This window comes from Pseudomonas sp. GR 6-02 (assembly GCF_001655615.1).
Classification (GTDB): domain Bacteria; phylum Pseudomonadota; class Gammaproteobacteria; order Pseudomonadales; family Pseudomonadaceae; genus Aquipseudomonas.
This window is the reverse complement of record NZ_CP011567.1, coordinates 3,812,872-3,827,834: the sequence shown is the minus strand read 5'-3', so window position 1 is coordinate 3,827,834 and position 14,963 is coordinate 3,812,872. Positions and strand designations below refer to the sequence as shown.

The 14,963-nt window shown below is 59.0% G+C and carries 16 protein-coding genes and 1 pseudogene; 10 read left to right on the top strand and 7 right to left on the bottom strand.

Translation table 11 applies throughout. The features are described 5' to 3' along the window. Positions 1-48: 48 nt before the first annotated feature. The 3 genes from PGR6_RS16795 to PGR6_RS16785 all read right to left on the bottom strand — a co-directional run bounded on the left by PGR6_RS16795 (position 49) and on the right by PGR6_RS16785 (position 3,254). Positions 49-465, bottom strand: a complete 417-nt coding sequence (locus PGR6_RS16795; RefSeq protein WP_018930235.1) for a RidA family protein — start codon at positions 463-465, stop codon at positions 49-51. A 24-nt stretch (positions 466-489) separates the two neighbouring features. Beyond that, positions 490-1,800 carry a flavin-containing monooxygenase gene (locus tag PGR6_RS16790; RefSeq protein WP_064618444.1) on the bottom strand — a complete coding sequence of 437 codons (1,311 nt, stop codon included), beginning with the start codon at positions 1,798-1,800 and terminating at the stop codon, positions 490-492. Positions 1,801-2,459: 659 nt separating this feature from the next. Beyond that, positions 2,460-3,254, bottom strand: a complete 795-nt coding sequence (locus tag PGR6_RS16785) for an NAD(P)H-dependent oxidoreductase (RefSeq protein ID WP_064618441.1) — start codon at positions 3,252-3,254, stop codon at positions 2,460-2,462. Positions 3,255-3,339: 85 nt separating this feature from the next. Here PGR6_RS16785 and PGR6_RS16780 point away from each other — a divergent pair, with 85 nt between their 5' ends. From PGR6_RS16780 to PGR6_RS16760, 5 genes are all read left to right on the top strand, one after another. After that, the gene (locus PGR6_RS16780) at positions 3,340-4,233 is read left to right on the top strand and encodes a LysR family transcriptional regulator (protein ID WP_064621299.1); all 894 of its coding nucleotides are present in this window, start codon (positions 3,340-3,342) and stop codon (positions 4,231-4,233) included. Between the two features lie 95 nt (positions 4,234-4,328). Next, on the top strand, positions 4,329-5,117 hold the full coding sequence (locus tag PGR6_RS16775) for a DeoR/GlpR family DNA-binding transcription regulator (RefSeq protein ID WP_064618439.1): 789 nt from the start codon (positions 4,329-4,331) through the stop codon (positions 5,115-5,117). Positions 5,118-5,178: 61 nt separating this feature from the next. Then, positions 5,179-5,415, top strand: coding sequence for a hypothetical protein (locus tag PGR6_RS16770; RefSeq protein WP_007942075.1), 237 nt, complete (start codon positions 5,179-5,181; stop codon positions 5,413-5,415). A 123-nt stretch (positions 5,416-5,538) separates the two neighbouring features. After that, entirely contained in the window at positions 5,539-5,763 is a 225-nt protein-coding gene (locus PGR6_RS30765; RefSeq protein WP_081626573.1) for a hypothetical protein, read from the top strand. A 58-nt stretch (positions 5,764-5,821) separates the two neighbouring features. Further along, entirely contained in the window at positions 5,822-6,220 is a 399-nt protein-coding gene (locus PGR6_RS16760; protein WP_064618435.1) for a DUF5329 domain-containing protein, read from the top strand. Positions 6,221-6,263: 43 nt separating this feature from the next. Here the strand turns inward: PGR6_RS16760 and PGR6_RS16755 are convergent, their stop codons facing one another. Then, positions 6,264-7,115: a CAP domain-containing protein gene (locus tag PGR6_RS16755; protein WP_064618433.1), complete on the bottom strand. Its 852-nt coding sequence runs from the start codon at positions 7,113-7,115 to the stop codon at positions 6,264-6,266. A 182-nt stretch (positions 7,116-7,297) separates the two neighbouring features. Here PGR6_RS16755 and PGR6_RS16750 point away from each other — a divergent pair, with 182 nt between their 5' ends. Then, positions 7,298-7,918, top strand: coding sequence for a cell wall hydrolase (locus PGR6_RS16750; RefSeq protein ID WP_064618431.1), 621 nt, complete (start codon positions 7,298-7,300; stop codon positions 7,916-7,918). Between the two features lie 35 nt (positions 7,919-7,953). Here PGR6_RS16750 and PGR6_RS16745 read toward each other — a convergent pair whose 3' ends face one another. Further along, positions 7,954-9,300 (bottom strand): PAS domain S-box protein, encoded by a 1,347-nt coding sequence (locus tag PGR6_RS16745; RefSeq protein ID WP_177343092.1) that lies wholly within the window; start codon positions 9,298-9,300, stop codon positions 7,954-7,956. 517 nt (positions 9,301-9,817) lie between these two features. Here PGR6_RS16745 and PGR6_RS16735 point away from each other — a divergent pair. The 3 genes and pseudogenes from PGR6_RS16735 (at position 9,818) to PGR6_RS16730 (ending at position 13,195) form a co-directional block, all read left to right on the top strand. Continuing rightward, positions 9,818-11,719 (top strand): potassium transporter Kup, encoded by a 1,902-nt coding sequence (locus PGR6_RS16735; RefSeq protein WP_050563969.1) that lies wholly within the window; start codon positions 9,818-9,820, stop codon positions 11,717-11,719. A 20-nt stretch (positions 11,720-11,739) separates the two neighbouring features. Next, positions 11,740-11,910 (top strand): annotated as a pseudogene (locus PGR6_RS30445) (LysR family transcriptional regulator); the annotation flags it as partial. Positions 11,911-12,145: 235 nt separating this feature from the next. After that, entirely contained in the window at positions 12,146-13,195 is a 1,050-nt protein-coding gene (locus PGR6_RS16730) for an alpha/beta hydrolase family protein (protein ID WP_064618427.1), read from the top strand. A gap of 135 nt (positions 13,196-13,330) precedes the next feature. Here the strand turns inward: PGR6_RS16730 and PGR6_RS16725 are convergent, their stop codons facing one another. Beyond that, entirely contained in the window at positions 13,331-13,492 is a 162-nt protein-coding gene (locus tag PGR6_RS16725) for a DUF2986 domain-containing protein (RefSeq protein WP_064618425.1), read from the bottom strand. A gap of 229 nt (positions 13,493-13,721) precedes the next feature. Between PGR6_RS16725 and PGR6_RS16720 the strand changes: the two genes are divergently transcribed. Then, a complete protein-coding gene (locus PGR6_RS16720; RefSeq protein ID WP_064618422.1) occupies positions 13,722-14,444 on the top strand; it encodes a tetratricopeptide repeat protein in 723 nt (240 codons plus the stop codon). A 118-nt stretch (positions 14,445-14,562) separates the two neighbouring features. Here the strand turns inward: PGR6_RS16720 and PGR6_RS30440 are convergent, their stop codons facing one another. After that, positions 14,563-14,961, bottom strand: coding sequence for a hypothetical protein (locus tag PGR6_RS30440; protein ID WP_237229551.1), 399 nt, complete (start codon positions 14,959-14,961; stop codon positions 14,563-14,565). Positions 14,962-14,963 lie beyond the last annotated feature (2 nt).

Here is a 14,963-nt window from a genome sequence, read left to right as displayed (position 1 = left end):
CTGTAGGAGCGAAGCTTGCTCGCGAAAGCCGCGACTCGGTCTACCTGCTTACTCAGGAATCACCGCAATCACATCAATCTCCATCAGCCACTGCGGCTGCCCCAGTGCCGACACCACCAACCCGGTGGAAATCGGAAACACCCCTTTGAGCCACTTGCCCACTTCCCGATAAACCGGCTCGCGGTAACGCGGGTCGATCAAGTAAGTGGTGGTTTTGACGATGTGGCTGAGGTCGCTGCCAGCTTCTTCCAGCAACTGTTTGACGTTGCGCATGGCTTGCTCGGTTTGCGCACGCGGGTCGCCGAGGCCCACCAGGTTGCCTTCGAAATCGGTGCCGACCTGGCCGCGAACATAAACGGTGTTGCCGGCCCGCACGGCCTGGCACAGGTCATTGTCCAGGCTCTGGTTCGGGTAGGTTTCCTTGGTGTTGAACATGCGAATACGGGTATGGGTTGGCGTGGACATCTGAGGCTCCTGAAGAACTATTCGTTAAGCGCCGACGGTGGTTTTATGCGCGAAGGGGGCGGTTTCAGCTTCGCGTTGCAGGGCATCGCGGTAGTCGTGGTATGAGCGCTGAATGGCGATCTGATCAGCCACGTACTTGGCATCGTGCCAAACACCCCAGATGAACGAAGAGCCGCGACGCGATTGCCATGGCAGGCCGAGGAAATACACCCCAGGCTCGCTCGACACTCCGCGCTGATGCTGCGGCTTGCCGTTGTCGTCGAACGCGTTGACCTTCAGCCAGCTGTAATCCGTGGCAAACCCGGTGGCCCAGATGATCGACGTCACGCCAGCCTTGGCCAGGTCGAGTTCAAGAATCGGGTTAGTGACGCAATCCGGATCCGGGAAGGTATGCCGCGCCTCAGGTTCTTCCGGCAGGTCCAGGCCATTGCGCTCGACGTAGGCGTCGGCGGCATTGAGCAGCGCCAGATAGTTCTCATCGCCGCGTGCCAGGTTGTCGGCAAGGTTGGGCTGGAACGTCGCCACGCTGCCATTGAACGATTGGGTCAGACCCACCAGCGTCATTCCGCGATGGGCCAGCCCACGGAAGTCCACCGTACGGCCACCATGCGCGCCGCTCACCGCGATGGTCACGTGTTCCCGGCCGGGTTTCATGGCGGCCTGATCCCACTCGCCGAGCACGCCCAGCCACCAGCAGAAATCACGGTTGCGATAGGCGCGAGGAGGGCGATCGTGCGCACCCACCGAGAGGTAAACCTGCTTGCCGGCACTCTGTAATTCATCGGCGATCTGCACCCCGGACGAGCCGGCGCCCACCACCAGCACAGCGCCCTCTGGCAATTGCTGCGGGTTGCGGTATTCGGCGGAGTGGATCTGGGTGAATGGCTGATCTTTCGGCGCGATCGGCGGAATAACCGGGCGCTGGAAAGGTCCGGTGGCGGCCACTACGCGGTTGGCCTCGATCACGCCTTCGGAGGTTTCAATGGTGAAGCCTGGACGACCGACATTGCGCTCGACTTTCTTCACGTCCACGCCGGTGCGGATGGGGGCGTTGAACTTCTTCGCGTAGGCTTCGAAATAATCCGCCACCCGTTCTTTCGGGGCAAAGCTGTCGGGGCTGAGATCGTCGAACTCAAGGCCCGGAAACCGATCGTGCCAGGCCGGGCCGTTGGCCACCAGCGAATCCCAACGACCGCTGCGCCAGCGCTCGGCGATGCGGCTGCGCTCCAGTACGAGGTGAGGCACGCCGAGTTTGCTCAGGTGTTCACTCATGGCCACGCCAGCCTGACCGGCGCCCACAATCAGCGTATCTATTTTTGTTTTTTCAGTGGTCATCTCTATACCCATCGAAGTTGGAATCAGGTCGGTTGTGGCCTGCCATTTCTTGGGTCAAGACTAGGGATCACCCCTGGATCGGTAAAATATTATAAAGCTGGCATTTGAATACAAATTACCGATGTAGCGCCTGCAAAGATTGCGGGCGTGTTGGAGGCAGCGCGGAAGTCCGTCCTGCGGCGTTAGTATTTTTCCATTTACCCATCATTCCCCTTGAAAATAATCAGTCTAAAAACCCCGACCCAGGCTTCGAATGGTTTGCTATTCTGAGGTTGTAGGTGAAGACGCAGACTGATGCGCAAAGGGATAGCGAGGAGGCGTGGGGCGCGCTCCCAAGGGTACACGGTTAGAAAGATCTCCGCGCTGAGATCCAGCCCTTATGCCGTGTGAGGCAGAACAGCCCAAAGCTAAAAATCCTGTTCTGTGAGAGGCCCGATAAACCTTGTAAGCCAGAGACCAGCGCTGGCCACCTACTCGATTTCCAAAGCCCGCCTTGTGCGGGCTTTTTCGTGTTCGCCGTAGCAGCTGTCGAGCTTGCGAGGCTGCGTTCGGCTGCGCAGCAGTCGTGAATCCGGCCGACGCGGTCTGCCTGACACACCGCGAGTTCTGGTTTGACGACTGCTTCGCAGCCGAACGCAGCCTCGCAGGCTCGACAGCTGCTACAACGAGTGTGTTGCCTGTTTGACGTGAGCCGCAAAGCCCGACTGATCCGCAGCAATCTCATCACGCAACGTGAGTTGCGGAATGTCATACGCCCCTGAATTTTGCGGTCGGAACGCAATCGGCGCAGTTTCCCACAGGTCATCCAGCCGTTGGCCGAGCGCCTCACAAGTTGCTGAAAATCTCGCCTCATCCATTCGGCTGGTCCGATAGATCACGAACGGTGGCAGCACGTCGAAGCCGGGGTAGAACAGTACGCCGTGCTGGATCGGGAATAGCACATCGTCGATCGGCCCGTTGATGCCCCGTGGGCTGTAATGAGATTCCCAGCCACCCGTGGTGACGATCAGCATCGCCCGTTTGCCCGCCAGCGTGCCTTCCCCGTAACGGTCGCCCCAGCGCGCATCGGAATGCTCCCCTACGCCGTAGGCAAAACCATAGGCATAGACGCGTTCCACCCAGCCTTTGAGGATCGCCGGCATCGAGAACCACCACAGCGGAAACTGCAGAATGACGGTATCGGCCCAGAGCAGTTTTTCCTGTTCGAGAACGATGTCCTGTCGTTGCCGGCCTTCTTTGAAGGCACGCTTGGAGTCTTGCGACGGATCGAATCGTGCGTCGGCAGGCCGGCCGAAACTGTCATCGGCGTCCAGCGAGGCTTTCCAGTCCATCGCATACAAATCGGAAACCTGTACCTGGTGGCCGGCAGCTTCCAGGCGTTTGACGGCAAAGTCCTTGAGCGAACCGTTTAACGATTTGGGTTCGGGATGGGCGTAAACGAGCAGAACATTCATGACTGAGTCTCCGTTGTCAGAAGCCAGCAGAATCAGGCCTTACCCGGTATATTGGAAATGAATAACCAATATGCCAGGTATTGTCATGAATAATCTGCGACGTCTGGACATCAACCTGCTGCTGACGCTTGATGTCCTGCTCTCGGAACACAACGTGACCCGTGCGGCGCAACGCCTGAATCTGTCGCAACCTTCGGTGAGCGTTCATCTCGCCAAACTGAGGGATATTTTCAACGATCCGCTGTTACTGCCAGGACCACGGGGCATGCGGCCCACGGCCCGGGCCGATGAGTTGCGCGAGCCGTTGCGCCAGGCCCTGGAAGCCCTGGAGCGCGCGGTGTCGCCCGCCAGCCCTTTCAACCCGGCCGAGGCACGGCAGACGTGGAATGTCATGGCGTCGGACTACGGCGAGTCGACCATTATCTTGCCCGCGTTGGCCGGGCTGCGTTCGGCGGCACCCGGCACGCGTTTGGCGGTGCTTGACCTGGTGCCGTCACAATTGGCCAAACAAGCGGAGCAGGGGGCAATCGACCTGGCGTTTCATACCACCGAGGATGCTCCCCCAGGCTTGCGACGTCGTGCATTGTTTACCGAACGCTATGTGTTGGTGGGGCGTACTGGCCATCCGCTGTTGAGACAGCGACCGACACTCGCGCAGTTCTGCGAACTCGACCACGTCATCGTATCCCGGGATGGCGGAGGCTTTCAGGGTGTCACCGATCAGGCGCTTTCCCAGCTGGGCATGACGCGCCGAGTGGTGCTTTCGCTCCCCCATTTTCTGTTTGTCCCGTCGGTGGTGGAGAGCACCGACATGGTCGCGATGCTGCCAGCGCGCCTGGTTCGCGATACGCACGCTTTGACCATGGTCGAGCCCCCGCTTGAAGTCCCGGGTTACGAGATGTCGATGCTCTGGCCCGAGCGCTGTCACCGCGACCCTGGGCATCAATGGTTGCGTGAGTTCATCGTGAGTGCCTTGTGATGGGTATCAATCAAACACAATCCCTTGTGGGAGCGCCTTGTGTTCATTGAGGTGTTTGGCTAATCTCGCACAAACACGCAAAAACAGGCATAACCATGCAAGCCGAGCATTCCTCCGCCGAACTCCCCCAACTGCGCCGCCAAAAAATACTGCTGATCCTCGAACGTGACGGCAAGGTCATGGCTTCCGAGCTGAGTCAGCATTTCGCCGTGTCCGAGGACACCATTCGCCGGGACCTGTCGGAGCTGGCCAGTGCCGGGCTGGTGCAGCGGGTGCACGGCGGGGCGTTGCCGCGGCCCAAGGACACGGGCAAGGATTACTTCACTCGGGTCAGCGAAACCGACGAGGTGAAAACCCGGTTGGCGCAGCTCGCCGCGCGCCGGGTCAAGGACGGCCAGATCGTGATGTTCGATTCCGGGAGCACCACGCTGCAGATCGCACGCTCGCTGCCTTCCGACATTGTCATCACGGCCGTCACCGCGTCGCCGATGATTGCGATCACGCTGGCCGAATACAAAGGCATCACGGTGATCGTCGCCGGTGGTCAGCTCAACCCGGCGACGATGTCTTCCAGCGGGCATGAAACCCTGCGATTGATCGAGGGCATCAAGGCCGACCTGGTGTTCACCGGGGTCTGTGCCATTCATCCGGAAGTCGGCCTCAGCTCGCTGCATTTCGATGAAGTGCCGGTGAAGCAGGCGATGCTCGCCAGCGCCTCCCACGTGATTGCCGTGACCACCGCGGACAAGCTGGGGGCGGTGGAGCCCTTCGTGGTTGCGCCTTGCGCCCGTGTGCATACGCTGATTACCGAACGTCACGTGGCCTCGGGCAATCTCGAGGACTATCAAAGACTGGGGATCGAGGTGGTGCAGGCAGACGCCTGAGCGTCATCGCGCCCGGCGCTGCATGGGTTACGCTGATAGCAACGACGGGAGGAATGCAGTCATGACTGAGCGTCATATAACCCACTCGGAAACGCTGTCGAACGGATGCACGATTGAGGTCAAAGCCGAGATATTGAGAGACGGTTCGCTGAAGATGTTCATGGGGGTCTATTGGCCGGACGGCTCGGCCATTGTCGAGGACAAGCACCCCTCGCCGCATCTGCTGGACATGGAAGCGGCGATGGAGTGGGCCATCGAAAAAGCCAAAACCATCGGTAACAGCCAGAGAACGCTGTAAGGCCCGGTGATAACGGAATCATTGACCGGCTTGAGGGTCGTAATTATGGGTTTGAACGCACTGCGATCGATTCGCCGCTAGCGTCACCTCATCCCCGTAGTTCTGACCTTTTAGGACGTTAAAATGAAGCGCACCGCGATAATGACCCTGGCCATTGCAAGTACTCTCCTGCTGGGAGGTTGCTTTCCTTACTGGGAAGAGGGAGACAGGTACGATCGGGATCACCGTGAATACCGTCGCGACCATGACCGTGGCTATTATTACCGTGATGATCGTGGGTATGACCGGGATTATGATCGTCGTGATGATCGCCGTCGGCACCGCGACCATGACGACCGAGACGATTGACCTGTCTGCGCCCAGCTCCAGAGCGGCCATCACCGCTCTGATCTCCTGAGGAATAATCATGCGAAGGCTGACTGGGCATATTGTTGCACCCCTCACTCAATGGCTGACGGCGGCAGGTATCGGCCTGACTGCCGTGGTGTTCAATGCACAGGCACAAATCCCACCTCAAGCCACTCAGGAAATAAACAGCTTGCTGGACTTTGTCGAGCACAGTGAATGCCGGTTTGTGCGCAACGGAAGCGAATACGGCGGCCCTCAAGCTCGGGCGCATCTGGAGAAGAAGCTGGAGTACCTTGAAGAACAGGACAGGGTGAACAGCGCCGAAGACTTTATTGAGCTGGCGGCCACCCAAAGCAGCATGAGTGGCCGCGCCTATGAAGTGCGCTGTCCGGCAGGCATACAACCGGCCAACCTCTGGTTGAAGACCGAGCTACAGCGGCAACGGCAACGTCATTGATGGTGTCTTGATGCGCTAGCGCAGCACAATCAAGCAGCCGCCTTTACGGCGTGCCAAACATCGCCGTCCAGTAAATACCCGCGTCACTCTTCGGGTCCACCGCATAGGCTGCACCCAATTCGCGAAATTGTGGGTTCATCAGGTTGGCGCAATGCCCCGGGCTGGCCAGCCAACCATCGACCACCTTGCGCACTGTGTCCTGCCCGGCGGCGATGTTCTCACCGACCTGCTGGCCGGCGTACCCCGCCAGTTCAGCCCGATCACCCGGCGTGCGGCCGTCGCGGTCCTTGTGATCGAAAAAGTTTTGGTTGGCCATGGCCCGGCTGTGGCCCTCGGCGGCTGATCCCAGCGTGGCGTTCCAGACCATCGGCGTGGTGGCGGCGAAGGATTGGGTACCGCACTGGCGCGCTTGCGTGCGGGCGCTGTTCATCGCTTCAAGGAGTTTCTGTCCCTCCGCCTGCCAGTCGCCCAAGCGCCCCGTCAACAGCGGGCGCGCCAGCACGATGCGCCACTCGCGGCCCTCCCGGCTGACGCCTATATCGACAAATTGCGGGTCCAGCACCACCCGGCAGAAGCTCTCCTGAATCGCCTTCATCGCGGCGGGCGCATCACGCGGGCCGGACAAGCTGATTGCCTGCACATTAACCATCGGGTACGCCGCGCGGGCCAGTGCCTGCTGCAGGTCGCCGATGCTGTTGGCGGACAGCACCAGGCGCGGATCGCTGGCCAGCGGTGGTAACTCCGAAGACGCCTGTCCGGCACAGCGCTGTACCTGGCTGCGGTAAACGTTGATCGACTCTACCAGCTGTTGTTCATCGGCCGCCGACGCGATGACGCTGAACACCAACCCGAATGACAACACGCCAAGATGCAAAACGGATGACAGGCTGAGCATGTAAATCTCCCTTGAACGATCTGTACCCATGATGCGCGATGTCCCCCCTCCCAATGCAATGCCTTTTCGCGCTCAAATGCAGTTTATTGCCTGCCTGTCGGTATGAATTCCGGCTACTACAATCAACCCAGGTCTGCGATCGTTTCGTTGCTCACGAAGGTTTCAATCAGAAGGGTCGGAACATGCGATTCAAAGGGGTAGCCACCTGCTTCGCAATCAGCCTTCTGTGCGGCCAGGTGTGGGCAACCGACCAGGAGCAAAAAAAGGAAGTGGCCGAAGAAAAGGCGCAGGTTCTGGAGCAGAAAGCGGCAGAGAAGGGTAGCGAAGCTCCGGTGCCCAAATCCGAGGTCATCACCCCCTCCGAAGCGCAGGCGGTCGATCCGGCGGGCACGGCGCCGCTGGAGGATGCCATTACGTGCCTTGCACGCAGTATCTACTGGGAAGCCAAAGGGGTAACTGCTGCCGACATGGAAGGCGTCGCCAGCGTGGTCATGAATCGGCTGGGTCACGAAGGTTTTCCGGATACGGTGTGCGCTGTGGTCAAGCAAGGTTCCGAAAAGCATGCCTGCCAGTTTTCCTGGTGGTGCGACGGGCGTGCGGATCAGGTAAAGGAAGACGACGAATATGCCATCGCCAAGGAGATCGCGCGCAAGGCACTCAACAAGCAACTGACGGACCGCACCCACGGTGCCTTGTATTTCCACGACAGAACGGTGAAACCCGACTGGGCGAAGCAGTACATCAAGACGGGCGAGACCCGGAAGTTTCTGTTCTATAAACCTGGTGGCGGGACGGCAAAGTAGGTGCGAATCGCTTCGCACCATCTGGAGCCAACCCTCTACTGGCCGCTTATGCTACGGGAGGGAAACGCTACGGTGATGGTCAGCCCCTCGCGCTTCCAGTCACGGCGGATTTCGCCGTGAAGCTGGCCATGCACGGTCGCTTTGGCGAGAAGGGTGCCGAACCCGGTGCTGTCGGGCTCCCGGTCAATGAGCGGGCCATTCCTTTCGCTCCAGACCACGGTGAATACCTCCTCACTCTCGCTACAGGCAATATCCAAAAGCCCTTCAGGCAAAGAGAGCGCCCCATATTTCGCGGCGTTGGTTGCAAACTCATGCAACAGCAAAGCGAAGCTGGTGACTGATGCACCGTCAATCGTTATGTCAGGGCCGGTCACGACGGCGCGTGACTGGCTGGTATCCCCGCTATCGGCATAAGGCGCGAGAATGGTTTGAATGAGGGCATGCAATGTCGTTGGCTGCTCGTTACTCAAACCGTGCGGTATGGTCAGGGTATGGGCTCGCGCCAATGCGTTCAGCCGTGCGCAAACGGCGGAGGCGAGTTCACCGGGGGTCGTTGCCGAACGGGCGCTCAGTGAGACCACGCTGTTTGCCAGGGTGAACAGGTTTTTCACCCGGTGATCCATCTCTCTGATGAGCAGGCTCTTTTGTTCTTCCGCCTGTCGTCGCTCAGTGATATCGCGAGCGATTTTGGCCGCTCCGACAATACGGCCTTGCCGATTTCTGATAGGGGAGACGGCGAGAGAGATCTCGACCAGGCTGCCGTCTTTGCGCCGCCGGAGGGTTTCATAGTGTTCGATGCGCTCGCCTCGACGGATGCGCGCCAAAATGCCGGGTTCCTCATCCCGTCGATCCAGGGGGATGAGCATATCAATGGGTTGGCCGACCGCTTCCTCGGCCGTGTAACCGAAGAGTCGCTGGGCGCCAGCGTTCCAGTTGGTAATCGTGCCGTTCAGGTCTTTGGCGATGATCGCGTCGGCGGACGATTCGACCAGCGCGTCATGGATCAGCGCGGCTTTGTCGGCGACGGTCTGGTCAGTCAGATCGATCAGCATGTTAACGGCGCCTATCAGGCTGCCTTCTGCATCGAAGATCGGCGAGGGGCACGCCAGAAAACGAACGCGTGTGCCATCCGGACGCTCGGCGATGGCTTCAATCCCTCTGACAGGACGTTGTTCCTTCAATGCCATGGACATGGGGCATTCATCGTGGGGCAGCGGCGTGCCGTCAGGCCAATAGAGCTTCCAGGAGCCGCAAAAGGTGCTCTCCCCAAGCGTCGGGGTCACTCCCCACAGTGCCACCGCTGCACGGTTGTAAAAGGTGATCAGACCCTTGGCATCGGTGGTGTAGATGGCCTCGGGCAGTGCCTCAAGGACATCGCTCAACCCCAGGTCATGAAGGGACGGGGAGGTTTGCTCGCTACCTTCTGAGGGTGTACAGGTAGGTCCAATAGCGGTGTCGTCCTCATGGACAGGCCCTTGGCTCATTCGCAAACTCCATGCTGGTGGTGCCTTGGCACTCGATTCAGGTGATTCGGGTTGAAACACAGGATATAGCGATGTGGCGAGGTCCCGGAAAGAACCTTGCCTCTAATTAAGGACTATTTTTGGTCGCGCACAAGAAGCTTGATCGAAATTCGCTCGCTGCTGCCCGTACATTTTTACGCTTTCTTTACGGTAGGTGTTTTCCCTTGCGAGGATACTTGCCGCGTTTTTTTGATCGTCGACAGGCCTGCAAACTCTCCAGGTCGCCTGAACGAACGGCATGACACCCATGGACTAATCTCATTATCAAGCCGTGGGGTTTCAAGGCTGAGTTCCAATGTTTGCCCGGTAACCCCGCAAACCCTCTTGCTCGAAGGTGACATGCCATTTATTTCCTTCAATCTCAGAGAAGCTACCCGTGAGCGAAACAGCGATCCCCGCCCATGAAAACTCCCACGCCAAAACATCAGGAGTGGGCTTGCTCGTCGCCGCGGTCGGCGTGGTTTATGGGGACATTGGTACCAGCCCGCTTTACACCCTCAAGGAAGTGTTCGCCGGCCACTATGGCGTCCAGGCCAATCAGGACGGTGTACTGGGCATTCTGTCGTTGATTTTCTGGTCGCTGATCTGGGTCGTCTCGATCAAGTACGTGCTGTTTATCCTGCGCGCCAACAACCAGGGCGAGGGCGGCATCATGGCCTTGACGGCACTGGCACGCCGGGCCTCGGCGCCTTATCCGAAAATGAGCCGGAACCTGGTGTTGCTCGGGCTGTTTGGCGCGGCACTGTTTTACGGGGACAGTATGATCACCCCGGCCATTTCGGTGCTCTCCGCGGTTGAAGGTCTGCAACTTGCGTTCGAGGGCATCGGGCATTGGGTCGTTCCGCTGTCCGTTATCGTCCTGGTAGCACTGTTCCTGATCCAGAAACATGGCACGGCACGTATCGGCATCCTGTTCGGCCCGGTCATGGTGCTGTGGTTCGTGGTGTTGGGCATTCTCGGTACATTCGGCATTCTGCAACGCCCGGAAGTGCTGCAAGCGCTCAATCCTGCTTGGGCGGTGCGATTCTTCGTGGTTCATCCGGGCATTGGCATCGCCATTCTGGGCGCCGTGGTATTGGCATTGACCGGTGCTGAAGCGCTGTATGCCGACATGGGCCATTTCGGTCGCAAACCGATTGCCCGTGCCTGGTTCATGCTGGTGCTGCCTGGCCTGGTGCTCAATTACTTTGGCCAGGGGGCGTTGATCCTCGGGAACCCGGAAGCGGTACGCAACCCATTCTATCTATTGGCACCCGACTGGGCGCTGCTGCCGATGGTCGCGCTGTCGACACTGGCCACCATCATCGCCTCCCAGGCGGTGATTTCCGGGGCGTTCTCACTGACTCGCCAGGCTATTCAGCTGGGTTACGTGCCGCGTATGTTTATCCAGCACACCTCCAGTCAGGAGCAGGGGCAGATTTACATCGGCCTCGTGAACTGGGCGCTGATGGTCGGCGTCGTGTTGCTGGTCATCGGCTTCGAGTCGTCCAGTGCGCTGGCGGCGGCGTATGGCGTGGCGGTGACGGGGACCATGTTGATCACGACCATCCTGTCCTCGGCCGTGGTCCTGCTGCTGTGGAAAACACCGCGCTGGTTGGCGATTCCGATGCTGTTGGGTTTTCTCGTGGTCGACAGCCTGTACTTCGCCGCCAACATATCGAAGATCTTCCAGGGTGGTGCGTTCCCGGTAATCGCCGGTATTGCCCTGTTCATTTTGATGACCACCTGGAAGCGCGGCCGCAAGATCATTGTCGAGCGACTGGACGAAACCGCTCTGCCGCTGCCGTTGTTCATCAGCAGCATTCGCGCGCAACCACCCCATCGTGTGCAAGGTACCGCGGTATTTCTGACGGCCAGATCCGATGCAGTTCCCCATGCGCTGTTGCACAACCTGTTGCACAACCAGGTGCTGCACGAGCAGGTGGTGTTGCTCACCGTGGTGTCTGAAGACCGCCCGCGGGTGCCTGCGGATCAGCGGTTCGAGATCGAGTCTTTTGGCGAAGGGTTCTTCCGGGTCAGTCTGCACTTCGGCTTTATAGAGGAGCCCGATGTGCCGCTGGCGTTGAGTCTGTGCCATTTGAAAGAGCTGGATTTCAGTCCGATGCGCACCACCTATTTCCTCAGCCGCGAGACGGTCGTCCCGACCAAGCGTATCGGCATGGCCCGTTGGCGCGAGACCCTGTTCGCGTTCTTGCTGAAGAACGCCAACAGCAACCTCAAGTACTTCAATTTGCCGCTCAATCGTGTGATTGAGCTGGGTACGCAGGTTGAGATGTAGCGACTCATCCCTGTGGGAGCGGCGGTGCGCTGCTCCCACAGGTAGACCTCGCCGATGGCACGCTGCGCAGAGTCTTGCCGCTGTGGCAGGCTCCGCCCGTCTCGGTTTATGCCCTCACCGAGACGCGACTGTTACCGGCGAAAACCCAACGGCTCATCGAGTTTCTGCGTGAGAAATTGCAGGATGCTTAGCGGGTGGTGACTGCCTTCCACTAGGCAAGACCCGCGGGAAAGCGGACGTTCAGCCTTCTCTCTAAAAGACCGCGAACAGAGTTAACGATGAAATTTATGCCCGTGGATTCGATTGTGGGCTTTAATGTCCGTGCTCACTATGCAGCCACGTTAGCTTCGACTCCGTACGAAGGTGGATGCGCCTGACGGCGGATTCAGGTTGCTGTGCACTTGTCCAATCAAGGAAGAAACGACATTGAAAATAGCTTTTGGCGCCCTGTTGTTGATCTGCCTGACTACTCTCGCACTCGCTGACGAGAACCCTGTCGGCTTCCAATCTTCCACACTGGCGGACCCGCACAGTGACCGCTCACTGGAGATGGTCGTTTGGTACCCCAGTGCGACTAGCGCCGCCACGCAATTGATCGGCGATGATATGGTGTTTGTCGGTGCTTCTGCCGTTCGTAACGCGCCGCCCGCTGCTGGCAAGCATCCCTTGCTGGTGCTCTCCCACGGATACAGGGGGAACTGGAGCAACCAGATCTGGCTTGCCAGTGCTCTGGCTCATAGGGGGTACATCGTCGCCGCAATCAATCACCCTGGCACCACCACTCATGACCGTAGCCCTCAAGCTGCGGCGCAGTTATGGCAGCGCCCGGTTGATTTACGCCGAGCCATAGATGCGGTCACGACTCAACCAGAAAAATTCGGCTTGGTCGCCAATGACCGAATTGCAGTAGTGGGCCATTCACTCGGCGGCTGGACCGCCCTGGAGATAGCCGGCGCTCGTTTCGATCCAGACCGCTTCGCCCTTGACTGCAAAGCTCACCCGCAGTTAGCGAGTTGCACCGTCTACGAAACGATAAACCCTGCAAGCACCTCAAAATCAAAGGCCGCGTTGGCCGCCGATTTGCGCGATGAACGCGTCTCTGCTGTGGTCACATTGGATCTGGGCCTTTCACGGGGCCTGACCGATGAAAGCCTGGCGGCGCTGCCGGTACCAACGCTGGTGATCGCTGCCGGTGTACCGTCGCGCGAGCTTCCTGCTGAGTTGGAGTCTGCCAACCTGGCCAAACGCTTGCCTGCGGCGACAAGCCGTTACGTCGAAATCAGCGACGCAAGCCATTTCAGCTTCTTGTCGATGTGCAAACCTGGCGCGCAGAAACTGCTCGAAGAAGATGTACCAGGCGATGGCATCATTTGCCTGGATGGCGACGGCGGTCGCTCACGTGGGGTGATTCAGCAGCAGATCACATCGCTGATAGCAGAGTTTCTTCAGTCATCCTACAAAGAAGCAAGTTTGTAAACTCGTGGTGCGGGAACTGCTGCAGCTCAACAAAAAACCGCTGTAGCAGTTTTGGCGTCCGCGCGATCTGTCAGATCGGTTGGGCAGGGAAGTGGGCTCTGCGGCGGAAGCGGTCGGTCGCGAAGGCTAGGTAAATCAGCTCTCAGCGCAAGTGATTGCGTCCTGACCGGCTTCAGCCGCCAGCTTCAATCGGTCAGCTTTACTAATGTATTTAGTCTTGCTTTTCGGTGCCAGTTTGGCGCTGGCCTTTTTGGCGTTAGCCTTTAATAACTGATTTATTTTTTTACGACGATTCATATTTTCTGCTCGGTTTGTCAGTGCTTGAATGATACCAGCTTAAAATTTCAGGTAAAAATTGATACCGGTTGCGGTGGCCCGCGGATTCCACTCCGTCTGCAGTGGCGGTTGCGGCGGGAACTTCAGGGTACTGGCCAGGTCAATGGGGGCCCTGTGTCGCAGATGCCGAGCAGTGCTGGTGGCCTGTTTTACGACAGTGCCGTCCGAGATCAGCTGAGTCCGCCCCCTGATGCCAACCAAGATTTCTCTGCCGAGCCTCCTCCTGGCGTTCTGCGTCGTCACGTCGCTTTGTTCGGTTGCTGCCGAGCGAAGGGCGCCCTCGCAAAGCAACAGCGCATCAACCACCCTGATCGAAACCGCATCGCGGCAGTATGGAGATGGCCAGTTGGACCAAGCCGCTGCCACGCTGGAGCGTGCTCTGCATATCCAGCCGAACAATCCCGCGACGCTGCATTATCTCGGTGTGTTGCGTCTTCAGCAGGGGCAGTACCAACAGGCTGAAACGTTGGCGGTGCGCTCGAACATGAGAGTTGGTAGCAACGTAGCGTTACGCAACCGCAACTTCCAATTGATCCAGGCGGCGCAGCAGGCCAACGCATCGAGCACCTCACCCAACGCCAAAGAGGACCAGGTCGCAGTACAGAAGGGGCTTGAAGAGGAGGCCCAAAGGCTGCGCGAAGCAGAAATGGCCGCTGCTGAACAAGCCGCTCCGGATACTGGGCGCGATGCTGGCAACTTCGCTCGCGCAATGCCCGAAGGAGAATTGCAATCGGCTTCCGCCGAGCCAGCGCCCGCGTACGATGGTGTTGAGATTCCCCGTGGCCATTGGCCGCCTCCGGGTAAATGCCGAATCTGGTTTCCTGATCGTCCGCCCGGGCATCAGCCCCCACCGGGCAAATGCAAGAAGCTACGGCATCGGGTTCCGTTGGGAGCCTATCTGGTACACGGATGAGTTTCTGAGTGTCTTCTGGCGGGTCGGCGACGGTCCAGCTTCGATCGTCGCGTCACATCAATTGTCAGACTTCCGTCTGTTCCGCCATTCCCAAGGCGTCATCGACTCTATTCCCAGACTAGCGACGATAGTAGCGGTGATCGTCCTCGTAGCGGTGCCGCATGGGCCGATCATCGTGGCGCTCCCAATAACGATGGCGTTCAGCTTCTCGACGGGCCTGCTCTCTGCGCCACTGTTCTCTGCGCCATTCGTCTCGGCGCCAATCGTCTCTACGATCGTGCCAACGGCCGTCATGCCAGTATCGGTCGTCATGGGCCAGCAAGGGGCCTGGCTGTTTGCCGGCCGTACTGGCCAAGGTTGGCCAAGGGTTGCCGGCGGCCTCGACCGGAGCCTGAACGGCTGCCATTTCAGTTGCGAAAACAGGGGTTGAGGTCTTCATTTGTGTTGCTGATGCGGAGCCCATTGCCGCGAACGCGAATAGGCCGAAGAGCACCATCCGTGGGTCATGGAATTTCATGA

Bases quoted from the DNA above. Each gene is read 5' to 3' on its own strand.
- PGR6_RS16755 (WP_064618433.1), bottom strand. From the start codon at position 7,115: ATGCTCAGCCTGTCATCCGTTTTGCATCTTGGCGTGTTGTCATTCGGG.
- PGR6_RS16790 (WP_064618444.1), bottom strand. From the start codon at position 1,800: ATGACCACTGAAAAAACAAAAATAGATACGCTGATTGTGGGCGCCGGT.
- PGR6_RS16775 (WP_064618439.1), top strand. From the start codon at position 4,329: ATGCAAGCCGAGCATTCCTCCGCCGAACTCCCCCAACTGCGCCGCCAA.
- PGR6_RS16780 (WP_064621299.1), top strand. From the start codon at position 3,340: ATGAATAATCTGCGACGTCTGGACATCAACCTGCTGCTGACGCTTGAT.
- PGR6_RS16795 (WP_018930235.1), bottom strand. From the start codon at position 465: ATGTCCACGCCAACCCATACCCGTATTCGCATGTTCAACACCAAGGAA.
- PGR6_RS16770 (WP_007942075.1), top strand. From the start codon at position 5,179: ATGACTGAGCGTCATATAACCCACTCGGAAACGCTGTCGAACGGATGC.
- PGR6_RS16720 (WP_064618422.1), top strand. From the start codon at position 13,722: ATGCCAACCAAGATTTCTCTGCCGAGCCTCCTCCTGGCGTTCTGCGTC.
- PGR6_RS16750 (WP_064618431.1), top strand. From the start codon at position 7,298: ATGCGATTCAAAGGGGTAGCCACCTGCTTCGCAATCAGCCTTCTGTGC.
- PGR6_RS16725 (WP_064618425.1), bottom strand. From the start codon at position 13,492: ATGAATCGTCGTAAAAAAATAAATCAGTTATTAAAGGCTAACGCCAAA.
- PGR6_RS16785 (WP_064618441.1), bottom strand. From the start codon at position 3,254: ATGAATGTTCTGCTCGTTTACGCCCATCCCGAACCCAAATCGTTAAAC.
- PGR6_RS16760 (WP_064618435.1), top strand. From the start codon at position 5,822: ATGCGAAGGCTGACTGGGCATATTGTTGCACCCCTCACTCAATGGCTG.
- PGR6_RS30765 (WP_081626573.1), top strand. From the start codon at position 5,539: ATGAAGCGCACCGCGATAATGACCCTGGCCATTGCAAGTACTCTCCTG.
- PGR6_RS30440 (WP_237229551.1), bottom strand. From the start codon at position 14,961: ATGAAATTCCATGACCCACGGATGGTGCTCTTCGGCCTATTCGCGTTC.